General features: G+C 73.4%; 14 protein-coding genes. 8 read left to right on the forward strand and 6 right to left on the reverse strand.

The annotated features are described in order from the left end of the window. Positions 1-64: 64 nt before the first annotated feature. Entirely contained in the window at positions 65-1,012 is a 948-nt protein-coding gene (locus tag ACZ7LE_RS19085; RefSeq protein WP_470404824.1) for a DUF808 domain-containing protein, read from the forward strand. 64 nt (positions 1,013-1,076) lie between these two features. Here the strand turns inward: ACZ7LE_RS19085 and ACZ7LE_RS19090 are convergent, their stop codons facing one another. Continuing rightward, the gene (locus ACZ7LE_RS19090; protein WP_470404825.1) at positions 1,077-1,835 is read right to left on the reverse strand and encodes a GNAT family N-acetyltransferase; all 759 of its coding nucleotides are present in this window, start codon (positions 1,833-1,835) and stop codon (positions 1,077-1,079) included. A gap of 165 nt (positions 1,836-2,000) precedes the next feature. Then, positions 2,001-2,543: a DoxX family protein gene (locus ACZ7LE_RS19095; RefSeq protein ID WP_470404826.1), complete on the reverse strand. Its 543-nt coding sequence runs from the start codon at positions 2,541-2,543 to the stop codon at positions 2,001-2,003. 115 nt (positions 2,544-2,658) lie between these two features. Between ACZ7LE_RS19095 and ACZ7LE_RS19100 the strand changes: the two genes are divergently transcribed. The 3 genes from ACZ7LE_RS19100 to ACZ7LE_RS19110 all read left to right on the forward strand — a co-directional run bounded on the left by ACZ7LE_RS19100 (position 2,659) and on the right by ACZ7LE_RS19110 (position 6,038). Further along, a complete protein-coding gene (locus ACZ7LE_RS19100; RefSeq protein ID WP_470404827.1) occupies positions 2,659-4,053 on the forward strand; it encodes a sigma-70 family RNA polymerase sigma factor in 1,395 nt (464 codons plus the stop codon). 277 nt (positions 4,054-4,330) lie between these two features. Continuing rightward, complete coding sequence (locus ACZ7LE_RS19105; protein ID WP_470404828.1) at positions 4,331-5,338, forward strand: SDR family NAD(P)-dependent oxidoreductase; 1,008 nt, start codon at positions 4,331-4,333, stop codon at positions 5,336-5,338. 142 nt (positions 5,339-5,480) lie between these two features. Beyond that, positions 5,481-6,038 (forward strand): MerR family transcriptional regulator, encoded by a 558-nt coding sequence (locus ACZ7LE_RS19110; RefSeq protein ID WP_470404829.1) that lies wholly within the window; start codon positions 5,481-5,483, stop codon positions 6,036-6,038. Positions 6,039-6,263: 225 nt separating this feature from the next. Here the strand turns inward: ACZ7LE_RS19110 and ACZ7LE_RS19115 are convergent, their stop codons facing one another. Beyond that, complete coding sequence (locus ACZ7LE_RS19115; protein ID WP_470404830.1) at positions 6,264-7,328, reverse strand: LacI family DNA-binding transcriptional regulator; 1,065 nt, start codon at positions 7,326-7,328, stop codon at positions 6,264-6,266. 131 nt (positions 7,329-7,459) lie between these two features. Here ACZ7LE_RS19115 and ACZ7LE_RS19120 point away from each other — a divergent pair, with 131 nt between their 5' ends. From ACZ7LE_RS19120 to ACZ7LE_RS19135, 4 genes are read left to right on the forward strand one after another with little or no spacing between them, the layout of a single operon-like run. Then, positions 7,460-8,764, forward strand: coding sequence for an ABC transporter substrate-binding protein (locus ACZ7LE_RS19120; RefSeq protein WP_470404831.1), 1,305 nt, complete (start codon positions 7,460-7,462; stop codon positions 8,762-8,764). A 7-nt stretch (positions 8,765-8,771) separates the two neighbouring features. Continuing rightward, a complete protein-coding gene (locus ACZ7LE_RS19125) occupies positions 8,772-9,695 on the forward strand; it encodes a carbohydrate ABC transporter permease (protein ID WP_397394700.1) in 924 nt (307 codons plus the stop codon). Beyond that, positions 9,692-10,519 (forward strand): carbohydrate ABC transporter permease, encoded by an 828-nt coding sequence (locus tag ACZ7LE_RS19130; RefSeq protein WP_470404832.1) that lies wholly within the window; start codon positions 9,692-9,694, stop codon positions 10,517-10,519. The genes ACZ7LE_RS19125 and ACZ7LE_RS19130 overlap by 4 nt, the downstream gene beginning before the upstream one ends. A gap of 12 nt (positions 10,520-10,531) precedes the next feature. Next, positions 10,532-13,432, forward strand: coding sequence for an alpha-L-rhamnosidase (locus tag ACZ7LE_RS19135; RefSeq protein WP_470404833.1), 2,901 nt, complete (start codon positions 10,532-10,534; stop codon positions 13,430-13,432). Between the two features lie 159 nt (positions 13,433-13,591). Here ACZ7LE_RS19135 and ACZ7LE_RS19140 read toward each other — a convergent pair whose 3' ends face one another. From ACZ7LE_RS19140 to ACZ7LE_RS19150, 3 genes are all read right to left on the reverse strand, one after another. Then, positions 13,592-14,029: a VOC family protein gene (locus ACZ7LE_RS19140; protein WP_470404834.1), complete on the reverse strand. Its 438-nt coding sequence runs from the start codon at positions 14,027-14,029 to the stop codon at positions 13,592-13,594. 46 nt (positions 14,030-14,075) lie between these two features. Beyond that, on the reverse strand, positions 14,076-14,837 hold the full coding sequence (locus tag ACZ7LE_RS19145; protein WP_470404835.1) for an SDR family NAD(P)-dependent oxidoreductase: 762 nt from the start codon (positions 14,835-14,837) through the stop codon (positions 14,076-14,078). Between the two features lie 87 nt (positions 14,838-14,924). Then, complete coding sequence (locus tag ACZ7LE_RS19150; RefSeq protein ID WP_470404836.1) at positions 14,925-16,400, reverse strand: aldehyde dehydrogenase family protein; 1,476 nt, start codon at positions 16,398-16,400, stop codon at positions 14,925-14,927. Positions 16,401-16,561 lie beyond the last annotated feature (161 nt).

Genomic DNA, 16,561 nt, shown 5'->3' on the forward strand with positions numbered 1-16,561 from the left:
GATTGCATAGGCTGCGGGGCATGACGACACATCGACCCGAGCGGGGTGCGCCGTGGGTGGCCTGATGGGACTGCTGGACGACATCGCCGCCCTGGCCAAGCTCGCGGCGGCGTCCATCGACGACGTCGGCGCAGCCACGGGACGTGCGACGGCCAAGGCGGCGGGTGTCGTCGTGGACGACACCGCCGTGACCCCGCAGTACCTGCGCAGCGTCGCGGCGCAGCGCGAGCTCCCGATCGTGAAGAAGATCGCGATCGGCTCGATCCGCAACAAGCTGATCTTCATCCTCCCGGCCGCGCTGCTGCTCAGCCAGTTCCTGCCGTGGCTGCTGCCGATCGTGCTGATGATCGGCGGCACGTACCTCGCCTACGAGGGTGCCGAGAAGATCTGGCACAAGATCTCCGGCCACAGCAAGGAGACGGTGCTCGCCGCCGAGGTCAGCCCGGAGGCCGAGAAGAAGCTGGTCGCGGGCGCCATCCGCACCGACCTGATCCTGTCGGCCGAGATCATGGTGATCGCGCTCGACGAGGTGGCCGACGAGACCTTCTGGTCCCGGCTCCTGATCCTCGTCGTGGTGGCGTTCGTCATCACGATCATCGTCTACGGCATCGTCGCGGCCATCGTGAAGATGGACGACGTCGGGCTGCGGCTCGCCGAGCGGGACTCCCGGTTCTCCCAGACGCTGGGCCGCGGCCTGGTCAAGGCGATGCCACGCGTGCTCGCCGTCATCTCCGTGGTCGGCACCGTCGCGATGCTCTGGGTGGGCGGGCACATCCTGCTCGTCAACCTCGGCGCGGACGGCACGGGCTGGATCCCCGGGCCCTACGAGTGGGTGCACCACCTCGAGGTGGTCATCCACGACGGCGCCGGGGCGCTCGGCGGCACCCTCGGCTGGCTGTTCAACACCCTCTGCTCGGCCGTGGTCGGGCTCGTGGTCGGCGCCGTCGTGGTGGCCGTGCTGCACCTGCTGCCGTCCCGGAAGAAGAAGGCCGAGGAGGCGGCGGCGCACTGAGCGCTCGCGCGCCGGGCTCACGCGCTGAGCCCGGCGCCGCTCCCAGCCCTGTCTCCCGCGGGCGTCACGCGCTCGCGGGGGTGCGCACGTTCCCGAACTCGTTGTGGCGGCGCAGCACGAACCCGAGGCTCTCGTAGAGCCGGATGGCGTTCGTGTTGCCCGCCGCGGCGTGCATCATGGCCCGGGCGCCGCGCTCGCGGACGGAGTGCACGACGTCGAGCACCAGCCGGGTGGCCAGACCCTGGCCGCGGAACCGCTCGTCGGTGGCGACCGCGCTGATCTCGGTCCAGCCGGCCGGACGCAGCCGCTCGCCCGCCATGGCCGCGAGCACGCCGTCGCGGCGGATGCCCACGTAGCGGCCCATCTCGTAGGTCCGGGGCAGGAACGGGCCGGGCTTCGCGCGGGCCACGAGGTCCATCATCTCGGGCACGTCGGCCTCGCCCAGCACGACGGCCTCCTCGTCGGGGCGGCCGACCACACGTTCGGTCTCGACGAGCTGCACGCCGCCGAACAGCTCGCCGCGCACCCAGCCGGCCGGCAGGGCGACGGACTCGGGCGGGGCGGGGAAGTCGGCGTCGTACCCGACCAGGTCGATGATCGCGGCCCACACGTCCGGGTCGTCCCACGTGCGGACGGCGGCGAACGGCGAGACGTCCACGGGGTAGCGGCGGACGAGGTCGCCCCCCTCGGCGAGGTGGGCGTGCTCCCCGGCGAGCGACGACCAGGCGGCGTTGTCGAGCGCGGAGAAGTCGGGCGCCGGTCGGTCGGACGCCGAAGGGTCGGGGGCGGTGCCGCCGGGGGCGGGGTCGGTCAGGAGGCTCACGTCATCACCAACTTTCCCGCGCCCGCCCGCATTCCGTCGGCAGCCCGTACACGACGTACGCGCAGGTCTCCTTTGAGGCCCGGGTTTCTCCTCTTTGCGGCTGCTCAAAGAGGAGAAACCCGGGCCTCAAAGGTGATCGCGACGGTTGGTTCGCGGTCGGGCTGTTCAGCGTGCGGCCGACGCGGGCTGGTCGGCCCGGTCGGCGGCCTCGTCGTCGGCCTCCTCGTCGGCCCGGGCGGAGCGGGACGGCGCCGGGCCCCGGAAGATCGCGACGAGGTTGATCGTGAGCGCGACCGTGACCAGCCCGATCACGGGGACCAGGAGGTCGGCGTCCAGGTGCGGTCCGGTGGCCAGGAGGCCCCGGCGGCCGACGGCGACGGCTCCGGCGAGCGTCGCCCACAGCGCCGTCTCCAGGGCGGGCAGCCACTCGCCGGCCCGGACGTGGAACCCGCTGGCCATGAGCGTCACGATCGCGAGCCCGGCCGCGGCCAGCGGCGTCGTCCACTCGAAGGCGCCGAGCAGCAGGGGCAGGACGAGCGCGAACGGCGCCACGAGCTCCGCGACGCCGGTCAGGACGACGATCGAACGGGGCAGGTCGTCGAACCCGGCCCAGCGGTCGATGCCGCGGCCCGCGATCTTGGGCAGGGCCGCGAACAGGAAGAACAGGGCGAGGACGATCTGCGCCGCCCACAGGGTGGTGGAGAGCATGAGGCTCCTTCGGGTCGGTCGGACGGCGGTTCGCCGGCCGGGTGCGGACAGGACGAACGGGCGGCCGGGTGTGTGACGCCGTCACATCGCGGGTTGCCCGATCGTCGTGCGGGGCATGAGCGAAGCTGGACGTGACCCCGCGCGCGACGCCGGCGAGCGCGGCGGAGGGATCGCCGGGGAGGACGCCGGGAAGGATGCCGGGGCTGGCGCCGGGACCGACGCCGGGACCCATGCCGCGACCGACACCGGAGGGGTGCGCGACGTCGGGGCCCGGACCGAAACGGAGGGGGTGCGGGACGCCGCGGGTGTGCGGGACGACGCCGAGCGGGTCGCCGCGGCGTCGCGGGACGACCGGGCGTACCTGCTGGCCGTCGCGCGCCGGATCGTCGCCGACCCCGCCGACGCCGAAGATGTGGTGCAGGACGCGTTCGCGCGGCTCGCGACCCAGGACGTCGGCGGCATCCGCGACCTGCGCGGCTGGCTCGTCGTGGCCGTGCGACGCCTCGCGCTGGACCGCATCGGGTCGGCGCACCGGCGTCTGTCCGCGCCGCAGGACCCGTCCGTGTGGGACTTCGGGTCCGGCGCGGGGGCACCGGGCCTCAGCACAGGGGCGCCCGCAGACCCGGCGGACCGGATCACGCTGGACGACGAGATCCGGCGCGCCCTGTCCGTCGTGCTCGACCGGCTGACAGCGGGGGAGCGCGCCGCGTTCCTGCTGCACGACGTGTTCGGCATTCCCTTCGAGAGCGTCGCGGAGACGGTCGGCCGTACCCCGGCCGCATGCCGCCAGCTCGCCAGCCGAGCGCGGCGGGCGATCCGGGCGTCGGAGCCGGCGGCGTCTGCGGCCGGCGGTCGGGCTGCGATCGGTGGTCGGACTGAGACTGGCGGCCGGACTGCGGCGGGTGGTCGGACTGCGGCCGGTGGTCGGACTGTGGCCGCCGGTCGGACGTCGACCGGCTCGACGTCGACGGAGTCCGGGTCCGCCGGCCCGGCGTCGACCGGCTTGAGGTCGACCGGCTCGACGCCGGAGAAGTCTGCGTCCGCCGGCCAGACGTCGGCCGCGCTCTCGATCCGTCCGGCGTCGGCCGCGCGAGAACGGACCGGACCGGCGTCGTTGGGGCCGACGTCGGCCGGTCCGGCTCCGCACGATCCGACGACGACCGCACCCGCCGGGCGCCGGGCCGATCCTCAGCTGCAGCGCGTGGTCGACACCTTCATCGCCGCCTGCGCCGGGGGAGACCTCGCGGCCCTGGTGCGGATCCTGCACCCCGAGGTCTCGGGCTGGGCGACGCTCCGCGGCGAGCGCGTCGGCTTCGACACCGGCGCCGAACGGGTGGCCGTCGGGTCCCTCCGGTACCTCGGGCCGGCGTCGGGCTGGACCCTGGCACCGCTGCTCCTGGACGACGGCATGGCACTCGTCGCGACGCAGGACGGCGCGCCCGTCGCACTGATCCGGGTGCTCGTCGAGAATGGCCTGATCACTGCGATCCGCACGGTGCTGCTGCCCTGAGCCCCGGCGGGCGGGACGGGAGTCGGTGCGTGGCAGTCGGCGTTCTGCCGGCGGAGTGGGCAGCCTGCCCAGCCCGGTCGGCAGTTTGCCCAGCAGAGTCGGCAGTTTGCACGACAGAGTCGGCAGTCTGCATCGAGATCGGCACAGGGATGTGCCGCTCTCGATGCAAAGTGCCGACCTCATGTGCAGACTGTCGACCTCGGGGGGACTGCCGATCTCGGCATCAGCCGACCGCGCGCTTGCGTTCGAGCGCGCTCCAATCCCTAGCGTCGCCGGCATGACGAACGACAGCACGAACCCGAACGGCACCACGGCCGACGCCGGCGCGCCGGCGGACACCGGCACGACGGCCGGCGCCGAGACTCCGGCTGAGCCCGGCACCACGGCCGACACCGGCACCACGGCCGACGCCGGCACGACCGTGACCGACACCAAGACCTGGCTCATCACCGGCGCGAGCTCCGGCCTCGGTCTCGCCCTGGCGGAGGCCGCGCTCCAGGCCGGCGAGCGTGTGGTCGGCACGGCGCGCCGGGCCGACCGCTTCGCCGCGCTCCAGGAGCGGTACGGCGAGCGGCTGCTCGCGGTGGAGCACGACGTCCGGGACACGGCCGGCGCGCAGACCGTGGTGCGCCGCGTCCTGGACACGTTCGGGCGGATCGACGTGCTGGTCAACAACGCAGGCGCGGGACAGGTCGGGACCGCCGAGGAGATCGGCGACGCCGCGCTGCGCGACATGCTCGACCAGCACCTGTTCGGCCCGGCCGCCTACGTGCGAGCGGTCCTGCCGCACCTGCGGGCGCGCGGCACGGGCGCGATCGTGCAGATGAGCAGCCAGGGCGGGCGCATGTCCTTCCCCGCGGTCGGCAGCTACTCGGCCGGGAAGTTCGCGCTGGAGGGCTGGTCCGAGGCGCTCGCCGGCGAGGTCGCCCCGTTCGGCATCCGCGTGCTGATCGTGGAGCCCAGCCGGTTCCGCACGGCGTTCAACGCCGCCGGCGTCCTCCGCACCGCGGCCGCCGACCCTACCTATGACGCCGTCGCCGGCGGGGTGCGCGCGAACATGGCCGAGGCGCACGGCAGCCAGGAGGGCGATCCGGCCCGAGCCGCCGCCGTCGTCCGCCGCGTGCTGGACGCACCCGACGCGCCGCTGCGCCTGCCGCTCGGCGCGGAGGCGGTGCGCAACCTGCGGCGCGCCTACGCGTTCGCCGCGGACGACGTCGAGAAGTGGGCCGGCGCGTCCGTTTCGGCGGACTTCCCGGGTGTGCCTCCGGCCGTGCGGGCGTTCTGATGACGTGGCCCCGGCCCCGGCCCCGGCCCCGGCCCCGGCCCCGTGCGGCGAGGTCAGGTCGGCCCGGTCGGAGCGGGTCCAGCCCCGTGCGGCCAGGTCGGGCCGGCTCAGAGCAGAGCCGGCCCGGCCTAGGCTGGTGGGCATGGCAACGGACGACCTGATGTCGCGCGCCCTCGCGGCGCTCGGGGAGGACGGCGCGCCGTCGGCCGACGTGATTCACGCCCTAGCGGCCGGGGACGCGGTGCCCGGGCCCCTGCCGATCGCCGAGGCCGCCGCCTACCTCGACGTCTCGCCGCACACGCTGCGGTACTACGAGCGCGCGGGCCTGGTCCAGGTGGGCCGCGACGCCGCCGGCTACCGCCTGTACGACGCCGCGGCGCTGCGTCGCCTCGTGTTCGTCACCCGGATGCGGCTGTCGGGCATGCCGATGCGCGACGTGCAGCACTACATCACCCTGGTCGACGCCGGGAAGGAGACCGAGCCCGAACGCCTCGACCTCCTGCTGGAGCACCGCGACACCATCCGGCGTCGGATCCGGGAGCTGAACCTCTCCCTGGCGGCCACGGAGTACAAGATCGCGACCTACGGCGGCGCCACGGGTCCTGACGTCACGCGCCCGGACGCCACCGGCCCGGACGTCACCGGTCCAGACCTCGACCCCGCCGAGAATCTGCCCTCCCGCGGCCACGATCCTCTTTGAGGCCCGGGTTTCTCCTCTTTGTGGCCCGGCAAAGAGAAGAAACCCGGGCCTCAAAGAGGATTGCCGGCCGCCAGGGCAGCCTCAGCCGCCAGGGCCGGCCCGGCAGCCCGGGCAGCCCGGTCGCCAGGCTCGCCCCGGCAGCCCGGCAGCCCGGCAGCCCGGCAGCCCGGCAGCCTGCCCGGCCGCCCGGCCAGCCCCGACCGCCCGGGCAGCGGCACCCCAGGGTCACGCCTCCCGCGGCGGCGCCGACGACCGGCGCGCCCGGAGCACCGCCTCGGCCTCGTACCGCACCGACTCCGTCCGCCCCGACAGCCGTTCCAGCAGCAGCCGCACCGCCTCCCGGCCGAGCGTGATACCGCTCTGGTCCACGCTGCTCAGCGAGACGAGGGGGTGTCGCGCGATCGGCACGTCGTCGTAGCCGACCACCGACACGTCGCGCGCGTCGAGCCCGGCCTCCGCGACGGCGCTCAGCACGCCGACGGCCAGGGTGTCGTTGCCCGCGAAGATCGCGGTCGGGCGGTCGGGGGCGGCCAGCAGCGCGCGGGTGGCCGCGTGGGCCTCGGAGCCGTCGAACATCGTGTGCACTACCAGCGGCTCCAGCCCGGCCGCCGTCATCCGCTCGCGGTAGACGGCGGTGCGCACCACGTGCGGCTCGGCGCCGGCCTGGCCCGCCCACGGCGGCTCGGGCCGGGACGGGTGGATGGTCAGGTGGACGATGCGCCGGTGGCCGAGGTCGAACAGGTGCGTCATGACCTGCTCGGCGCCGGAGCGGTCGTCGCCGGTGATGGTGTCGTAGCGGTCGGACCTGTCGTGCCGTCCGATCATCACCAGCGGCGTGCGCTCGGCGACCCGTTCGAGCCACGCGGGGTCGACGCGCGGCGAGATGGCCACGATGCCGTCGACCTGGCGGTCGGCGAGGCTGTTGATCGCCACGTCGCCCTTCTGGTCCCGCCCGAGCGGCGCGATGATCATCTGGTACGGGGTGTCCGCGAGCGCCTCGGTGGCGCCGTCCACGATCATCGTCAGGAAGTCGTTGCCCACCTGCGGGATCTCGAACCCGAGCGTGAAGCTGGCCCCGCGCATGGCGCGTGCCGCGACCCGCGGCCGGTACTCCAGGCGCTCGATCGCGGCCTCGACCTGCGCGCGCATGTGCGGGCTGACGCCGTAGGCGTTCCGGATGACCTTGGAGACCGCGGCCCGCGAGACCCCGGCCTCGCGGGCGACGTCCTGGATGGTCGAGGGCCGGGGCCGCGCCGCGGCTCCGGAGGCCTGGGATTCTGCTGAGGTCACGTCCCCGTCCCGATTCTGTAGATCGGTTGACACTCTACCGCGCCCCTCGCTAGCGTCGGGTGCGCTGAAAGGATTCATCGGCAGGGTGTAGATCGCTCTACGATCCTTTCGCTCTACAAGGAGGTAGAGACATGAACCGTGCAACTCACCGCGCGGCGGTGGCCGCGGCGGCCGTCCCGCTGCTGGTCCTCGCCGGCTGCTCGTCGTCCGGCTCGGACGGCGACGGCACCACCGAGATCACCTTCCTCACGACCAACGACGCGCCCAACCCCGAGACCGCCGACGCCCTGGTCGAGGCGTTCGAGGCGGAGCACCCCGACGTCAAGGTCACCGTCGAGATCCGGCCCGGCGGCACCGAGGGCGACAACCTGGTCAAGACCCGGCTGTCGACCGGCGAGATGGCCGACGTGTTCTTCTACAACTCGGGCTCCCTGCTGCAGGCGCTCAACCCGGACTCCACGCTGGTGGACCTGAGCGACCAGGAGTGGGTCGGCTCGCTCACCGAGGAGTTCCTGCCCGTGGTGAGCACCGACAACGGCATGTACGGCGCGCCGCTGGGCGCGTCCTTCGCGGGCGGCATCGTCTACAACAAGCCGGTCTACGAGAAGCTCGGGCTGGAGGTCCCGCAGACCTGGGACGAGTTCATGGCGAACAACGCGACGATCGCCGCCGAGGGCGACGGTGTCGCCCCGGTCATCCAGACCTACGGCGAGACCTGGACCAGCCAGCTCTTCGTGCTGGGCGACTTCGCCAACGTGACCGCCGTCGACCCCGAGTGGGCCGACCAGTACACGGCGCACCAGCGGTCCTACGCCGACGAGCCCGCCCTCCTCGGATTCCAGCACCAGCAGGAGGTGGCCGAGGCGGGGTACTTCAACGAGGACTTCCCGTCCGCCACGTTCCCCGACGGCGCCCGCATGGTCGCCGAGGGCGAGGGCGCGCACTACCCGATGCTCTCGAACGTGATCCAGACGATCCTGCAGAACACCCCGGACGCCGTGGACGACATCGGCTTCTTCGCGCTCCCCGCGCAGGACGCCGAGAACACGCAGGCCACGATCTGGCAGCCCAACGCGCTGTACGTCCCGCGGTCCACGGAGGGCGCCGAGCTGGAGGCGGCCAAGGAGTTCGTGGCCTTCGCGAACAGCGAGGCCGGGTGCGACATCCAGAACGAGCTGCTGCCGCCCGCCGGCCCGTACGCGGGCACGTGCGAGGTGCTCGACTCCGCCCCGCCGATGCTGGACGACATCCAGGCCTACTTCGACGAGGGCCGCGCCGCCAACGCGCTCGAGTTCCTCTCGCCGGTCAAGGGACCGAACCTGGAGAAGGTCACGGTCGAGGTGGGCTCCGGCATCAAGACCGCCGAGGAGGCCGCCGAGTTCTACGACCAGGACGTCGAGAACCAGGCCCGCCAGCTCGGCCTCGAGGGCTGGTAGGTCGCCCGTGGCGGCAACCCTGACCGAGGTGCGGCCCGCCCGGCGCCGTCGGACGGCGGGCTCCACCTCGGCCACCCAGCGCAGCATCTACCCGTCGTGGTTCTACCTGCCGGCAGGCGTGCTCTACCTGGTCTTCTTCGCAGTGCCCACGTTCGCGTCGTTCTGGTTCAGCCTCACCCGCTGGACCCTGTTCGACACCGAGTTCATCGGCCTGGACAACTTCGTCCAGTTCTTCGCGGAGCCGCAGCTCTCGCGCGGGTTCGTGAACACGCTGGTCTACGGTTTCGTGACCTCGGGCGCCAAGGTGGTGCTCGGGCTGGCCCTCGCGGTGCTGCTCACCTCGCAGCTCGTGGGCCGCGGGTACCTCCGGTCCGTCGTGTTCTTCCCCGTGCTGGTCTCCACGATCGGCGTGGGCATCACCTTCAAGGCCCTGCTCGACCCGTTCGACGGCGTGGTCAACACGATGCTCGCCACGTTCGGCATCGAGGGCCCGGGGTGGTTCACCGACCCCAACCAGGCGCTGCTGACCATCGCGGCCGTCGACGTCTGGAAGGGCCTCGGCATCGCGACGCTCATCTACATCGCGGGCATCGTCGCGATCCCGCAGGAGTACTACGAGGCCGCCCGGGTCGACGGCGCGGGCCGGTGGCAGCAGTTCCGCTCCATCACGCTGCCGCTGGTCCAGCCCGCCACGGCCACCGTGATCATCCTGTCGCTGATCGGCGGCCTGCGGTCGTTCGACCTCATCTGGGCGACCACGGGCGGCGGCCCCGGGTTCACCAGCGACGTCATCGGGTCCGTCATCTACAAGCAGTACCAGGCCGGGTTCTACGGGCTGTCCACCGCGGGCAACGTGATCCTGTTCCTCGTGGTCACGGCGATCATGGTGCCGGTCTCCCTGCTGCTGGGCCGCAAGGAGGTCGACCGATGAGACGTGCCGGTTCCTGGGCGACGGGCGTCGTGGCCATCGTCGTCTCGGTGGTGGTCTTCCTGGTGCCGTTCGCCTTCATCTTCCTCACGGCCTCGAAGGACGCGTCGTCCGCCTCGCGGCTGGAGTTCTCGTGGCCGGAGCAGTGGGCGTTCCTCGACAACCTGACCGAGGTGCTCACCACCCGCGACGGCATCGTGGTGCGGGCCTTCCTCAACTCCACCGTGCTGACCGTGGTGAGCGTCGCCGTCATGGTGGTGCTCGCGGCGATGGTCGGCTACCTGCTGCAGCGGCGGAGATCCCGGCTCAACCCGATCGTGAACTTCTTCGTGCTGGCAGGGCTCATCGTGCCGCCCGCCGTGGTGCCGACCATCTGGGTGCTGCAGCAGACCGGGCTGTTCAAGACCATGCCCGGGCTCATCCTCATCGAGGCGACGTTCGGGCTCTCGTTCTGCATCCTGCTGTTCCGCGCCTTCGTGGCGACCATCCCGCGCGAGCTCGACGAGGCGGCGATCATCGACGGCGCCGGGCCGCTGCGGCTGTTCTTCGCCGTCATCCTGCCGCTCCTGCGGCCCGTGATCATCACGATCGTCGTGGTGCAGGCGGTCAACGTGTTCAACGACTTCACCAACCCCCTGTACTTCCTGCCGGGGGACGAGAACGCGACCGTGCAGCTCACGCTCTACAACTTCCAGAGCCAGATGGTCAGCCAGTTCAACCTGCTGTTCATGGACATCCTGCTGATCACGGTGCCGCCGCTGGTCATGTACATCTTCTTCAACCGCCAGATCGTGGCCGGCATGACGTCCGGCGCGGTCAAGGGCTGAAAGGGGCCACCGATGGAGAGCCACCCCACCCCCACCCCGAGTGCCGGCAGCACCCGCGTCCGCGAGGTCCGGGTCGAGCGCCGGACCGACGGCGCCTTCGCCGACACCCCCACCCCCCGCCTGAGCTGGACCGTCGGGTCCGACGTGCCCGGCTGGTGGCAGGCCGGCGCCGAGGTGCGGCTCGACGGCGACCGGGTGCACACCCTGGAGACCGACGAGTCGCGGTTCGTGCCCTGGCCGTTCGACCCGCTGACCCCCCACGCCCGGCACACCCTGGAGGTGCGGGTCACCGGCACGGACGGCGGCACCTCGCCCTGGAGCGAGCCCGTCACCGTGCGCAGCGTCTTCCTGGCCGACGGCGAGTGGACGGCCGCCTTCGTGGGCCTCGCCGACCCGCCCGACGACGCCACACCCGGCCTGCTGCGCACCGAGCTCAACCTGCCCGGCGACGTCGTCCGCGCCACGCTCTACGCGTCCGCCCACGGCGTCTACCAGGTCGAGATCAACGGCCAGGACGTGGACGACGCCGTGCTCAAGCCCGGCTGGACCGCCTACCAGCACCGGCTCGTGCACGAGGCCACCGACGTCACCGCGCTGCTGCGGGCCGGCGCCAACGCCGTCGGCATCCGGCTGGCCGGCGGGTGGTGGACCGAGAAGTACGGCTTCCACGGCGCCGCCCGGACGTTCTACGGCGACCAGCCCGCCGCGGCCGTGCAGCTCCGTGTCGAGCTCGCCGACGGGACCACCCGCGTGCTCCGCACCGGGCCGGACTGGCGCGGGGCGGCGGCCGGCGTGGTCGTGACCAGCGGCATCTACGCGGGCGAGCGGGTCGACGCCGGGCGCGCCGTCCCCGGCTGGAGCCTGCCCGGGTTCGACGACTCGGCGTGGGCGCCGGTGCGGGTGGACGCGTCCGACGTCGTGCCCGAGCCCGCCGTCGCCGAACCCGTGCGGCGCGTCGACGAGGTGGCGGTCCGCGAGGTCATCACCACGCCCTCGGGGCGCACGGTGCTCGACTTCGGGCAGAACGTCGTGGGCCGCCTCCGGGTGCGCGTGACGGGGGAGCGCGGGCACGTGATCACGCTGCGGCACGCCGAGGTGCTGGAGCACGGCGAGCTCGGCGTGCGGCCGCTGCGCCACGCCGCGGCCGCCGACCACCTCGTGCTCTCGGGCTCCGCCGACGTGCTGGAGCCCGAGTTCACCTTCCACGGGTTCCGGTACGCCGAGGTGGACGGGTGGCCCGGGGAGCTCGACCTGACGACGGCCCGCGACGCGATCACCGCCGTCGTCATCAGCAGCGACATGCGCCGCACCGGCTGGTTCGAGAGCTCGGACGAGCGCGTGAACACGCTGCACGAGAACGTCGTGCGGGGCATGCGCGGCAACTTCGTCTCCCTGCCCACCGACTGCCCCCAGCGCGACGAACGCCTCGGCTGGACCGGGGACATCCAGGTCTTCGGGCCCACCGCGAGCTACCTCTTCGACAGCGACGCCTTCCTCGCCTCCTGGCTGCGCGACGTCGCCGCCGAGCAGGCCGACCGCGGCGGCGTCTGCCCGGTCGTCGTGCCGTTCGTCCTGCCCTTCGGGTCCAAGCCCGCCGCCGCCTGGGGCGACGCCGCCACCGTCGTCCCCACGACCCTGCACGAACGGTTCGGCGACCGGCGGGCGCTCGCGGAGCAGTACCCGAGCATGCGGGCCTGGGCCGACGTGCTCCTGGACCTGTCCGGCGAACGGCTGCTGTGGGAGGGCATGTTCCAGTTCGGGGACTGGCTCGACCCCGACGCGCCGCCGGACGACCCGGCGGGCGCCAAGACCGACCCCGACATCGTGGCCAGCGCCTACCTGGTGCGCTCGCTGCAGCTCGTCACCGCGGCGGCCGGCGAGCTGGGCGACGCCGAGGGGGCCGCGCGGTACGGCGACCTCGCCGAACGCGCGCGGCGGGCCTGGGTCGCGGAGTACACGACGCCGGCCGGTCGGATCGTCTCCGACGCCCAGACCGCCTACGCGCTGGCCATCGTGTTCGACCTCGTCGACGGCGCGACGCGCACCGTGATGGGCGACCGGCTCGCCTGGCTGGTGCGCCGCGCCGGCTACCGCATCGGCACCGGGTTCGTGGGCACGCCGATCATCCAGGACGCGCTCACGGTCACCGGGCACGCCGACGTCGCGGGTCGGCTGCTGCTCCAGACCGGCGTGCCGTCCTGGCTGTACGCCGTGACGATGGGCGCCACCACGATCTGGGAGCGGTGGGACAGCATGCTGCCGGACGGCAGCATCAACCCCGGCGAGATGACGTCGTTCAACCACTACGCCTTCGGGGCCGTGGCGGACTGGCTGCACCGCACCGTGGCGGGGCTCGCCCCGGCGGCGGCCGGCTACCGGCGGCTGCGGGTCGCGCCCGTGCCGATCGCGGGGCTGGACCACGCCGCGACGCGCTTCGAGACGCCGTACGGCCTCGCGGAGGCCGGCTGGGCGGAGCGGGACGGGCAGATCGTGGTGCACGCCGTGGTGCCGCCGAACACGTCAGCGGTGGTGGTGCTCCCGGGCGGGGCCGGGGCGCTTCTCGACAGCGGGTCCGGGGCGGACGGCGGGGCCGGTGCGCGCGAGCTCGAGGTCGGTGCCGGGCGGCACGAGTGGACCGTGCCCGACCCGCGCGACCGGTCCGTCCCGCCGCCGGTCACGCTGTCGTCCACGCTCGGCGCCGTCGCCGACGACCCGGAGGCGTTCGAGACCGTGCTGGCCGCCGTCGAGGCCGCGGACACCGGGCAGACCGGTGCCCTGCGCTCGCTCAAGGAGTGGACCGACCAGCGCACCCTGGAGGAGGAGCTGGTCCGGCTCCCGTCCGGCGCTCCCGACCAGGTGCGCACGGCGCTCGACGAGCTCAACGCTCGCCGGGGCGCGGTGGTCGCGGGGTAGGTCGACGCCGGCTGAGCTCCTCCCCTTTGAGGCCCGGGTTTCTTCGCTTTGGGCCGCCGCAAAGCGAAGAAACCCGGGCCTCAAAGGGGAGGGGCTCAGGGGTCGTCGGCAGTTTGCGTCGCAGAGTCGGCAGCTGGCGCGATCCGTGGAGCCCTCGCCTCAGTCCAGGCAGAACTCGTTGCCCTCGATGTCCTGCATGTTCTGGCACGACTCGTTCTCGCCGTCGGCCAGCAGCAGCGTCCCGCGCGTCGCGCCGATCGCCTCCAGGCGGACGGCGTGGGACTCCAGGACGGCCAGGCGCTCGTCCCCGACGAGCCCCCTGCCGACCTTGATGTCGAGGTGCACCCGGTTCTTGACGACCTTGCCCTCCGGCACGCGCTGGAAGAACAGCCGCGGGCCCACCCCGTTCGGGTCGCTCGCGCCGAACCACGAGTCCCGCTTCTCCTCGGGCAGCGAGAGGGTGTACTCCTCCCACGTGGCGAACCCGTCCTCCGTCGGGTCCGGGGGGACGTATCCCAGCGCCTCGCACCAGAACCGGCCCACGCGCTCGGGGCTGGCACAGTCGAAGGTGATCTGGACAGGCTGCACGGTCGTCATGGGCACACCCTAGGACGGCGGCGGGCCGCCGATCACGCTGATTCCCTCACACCGACTCCTTGGTGATGCTCCAGCCGCCGTCGACGTTCAGCTCCACCCCCGTGACGAACGAGGCCCGGTCGGAGCACAGCCAGGCGATCGCGTCGGCCACCTCGGACGCCTCGCCCAGGCGCCCCAGCGCCGTCGCCGCCGCGGCGCTCGCGCGCTCCGCCTCGCCCACGCCGTCCCAGTGCGGTGTGAGCACGGGCCCGGGCAGCACGCTGTTCACGCGGACGGCGGGCCCGTACTCGGCGGCGAGCTGCCGGGCGAGCCCCGTCATCCCGGCCTTGGCCGCGGCGTAGGCGGCCCGGCCGGGCAGTCCGAAGTGCGCGTGCACCGAGGACACCATGACCACCGCGCCCCGGCCCGACGCCGTCAGGTCCGGCAGCAGCGCGCGCGTGGCCAGGTAGGCGCCAGTGAGCGTGACCCGGATCTGGTGCTCCCAGCTCTCCGGGGGCGTGTCCTGAAGCGCGGCGACGCGGGTCGCGTACGCGTTGTTCACCAGGATCTGCGGGCGGCCCAGCTCCGCCCGGCAGGCGGTGGCGGCGGCGGCCCAGGCGGCGTCGTCGGCCACGTCCATGACGGACGCCGCCGCCCGGTACCCGGCGGCGCGCAGCTCGTCCCGCAGGCCGAGCACGGTGGGGGAGACGTCCACGAGGAAGACGCCGGCGCCGTCCTCGGCCAGCCGCCGGGCGGTCGCCTCGCCGATGCCCCGGGCGGCACCGGTGACGACGGCGGTGCGACCGTCCAGGGGGAGCTCACGCGTCATGGGTGGTGCCTCTCGTCGATCGCTCGCCCCGCGACCGGGGCGTCCCGCCGCAGGCTACCCGGGCACGCGGTCAGCCCGGGCGCGCCGTCAGATCGGGTACGGCCGCGACCCCGCCTGGACCGTGATCCAGCGCAGCTCGGTGAACTCCTCGATCGCGGCCCGGGAGCCGAACCGCCCCCACCCGCTGGCGCCCACGCCGCCGAACGGCATCTGCGGCTCGTCGTGCACCGTGGCGCCGTTGACGTGGCAGATCCCGGACCGGATGCGGCGCGCGACGTCGAGCGCGGCGGACACGTCGCGGCTGAACACCGCGGCCGACAGGCCGTACTCGGTGTCGTTCGCGATGCGGACCGCGTCGTCGGCGCCGTCGGCCTCGATCACGGCGACCACCGGGCCGAACGACTCCTCGCCGTAGAGCCGCATGCCGGGCCGCACGCCGCGCACCACGGTGGGCCGCAGGTACAGCCCGTCGGCCGTGCCGCCGGCGATCACCTCGGCGCCCTGCTGCTGCGCGTCGGCGACCAGGTCCAGCACGTGGTCCCGAGCCGCGGCGTGCACCATCGGCCCCACCTGCGCCTCCGGGTCGTCCGGGGCGCCCACCGCCAGGGCCGCGGCCCGGGCCGCGAGCCGCGCGGCGAGGTCGTCCGCGACGGCGCGGTCGACGATCACACGCTCGGTCGACATGCAGATCTCGCCCTGGTTCATGAACGCGCCGAAGCTCGCGGCGGCCGCCGCCTCGGCGAGGTCGGCGTCGGCGAGCACGACCAGCGGCGCCTTGCCGCCGAGCTCCAGCAGGACCCGGGTGAGGTACCGGCCGCCGAGCTCACCGATCACCCGGCCCACCCGCGTCGAGCCGGTGAAGTTCACGCGCCGCACGGCGCGGTGCGCCACGAGGGCCTCGACGATCGCGGGCGCGTCCTGCGGGTCGTTGCTGATCAGGTTGACGACGCCGGCGGGCGCCCCGGCGTCGTGCAGCACGTCGACGATCGCGGCCTGGGTGCGCGGCGTCTGCTCGGAGGCCTTGAGCACCACGGTGTTGCCCAGCACGAGCGGCATCGCGACGGCCCGCACGCCCAGGATCAGCGGGGCGTTCCACGGCGCGATACCCACGACGACGCCCGCGGGCTGCCGCACGCCGTACGCGGTCAGGCCGGGGACGTCGGACGGGATGATCTCGCCGACGGCGGAGTAGGCCTGCGCCGCCGCCTCGGCCAGCATGCCGGTGGCGACGTGCACGTTGAACGCGCACCAGGGTCGCGTGGCGCCCATCTCCTGGCCCATCACCGCGGCGATCTCGTCCGCCCGCTCGGCCAGCAGCCCCGCCGCCCGCTGCAGCACCTCGCGCCGCGCGGCCGGCGGCAGGCCCGACCAGCCCTCCAGCGCCGCGGCGGCGGCGTCGGCCGCGCGGTTCGCGTCCGCGACGGAGGCGGCGGCGATCCGGGCGATCGGCTCGCCCGTCAGGGCGCGGACGAAGTCGGTGTACCGGCCGCCCTCCGCGGGCACGTGCTGCCCGCCGACGAACAGGTCGGCGGTGGGGCCGGAGGACGTGTCGCGTTCTGGCATGGCTGCTCCTCGTCGAGACGGCCGCCCTCCTCGTCGAGGGCGGGCACCGACGAGTATTCCGCGAGCGTGCCGCCGCCGTCTTCCACTATTACCTCTAATACCAACGTTGACATAGGAGTTATTCGCTCCTACTGTTCACCGCAGGCCGGACCAGCGTGGGT

The organism is Promicromonospora sp. NPDC110617 (assembly GCF_055598465.1).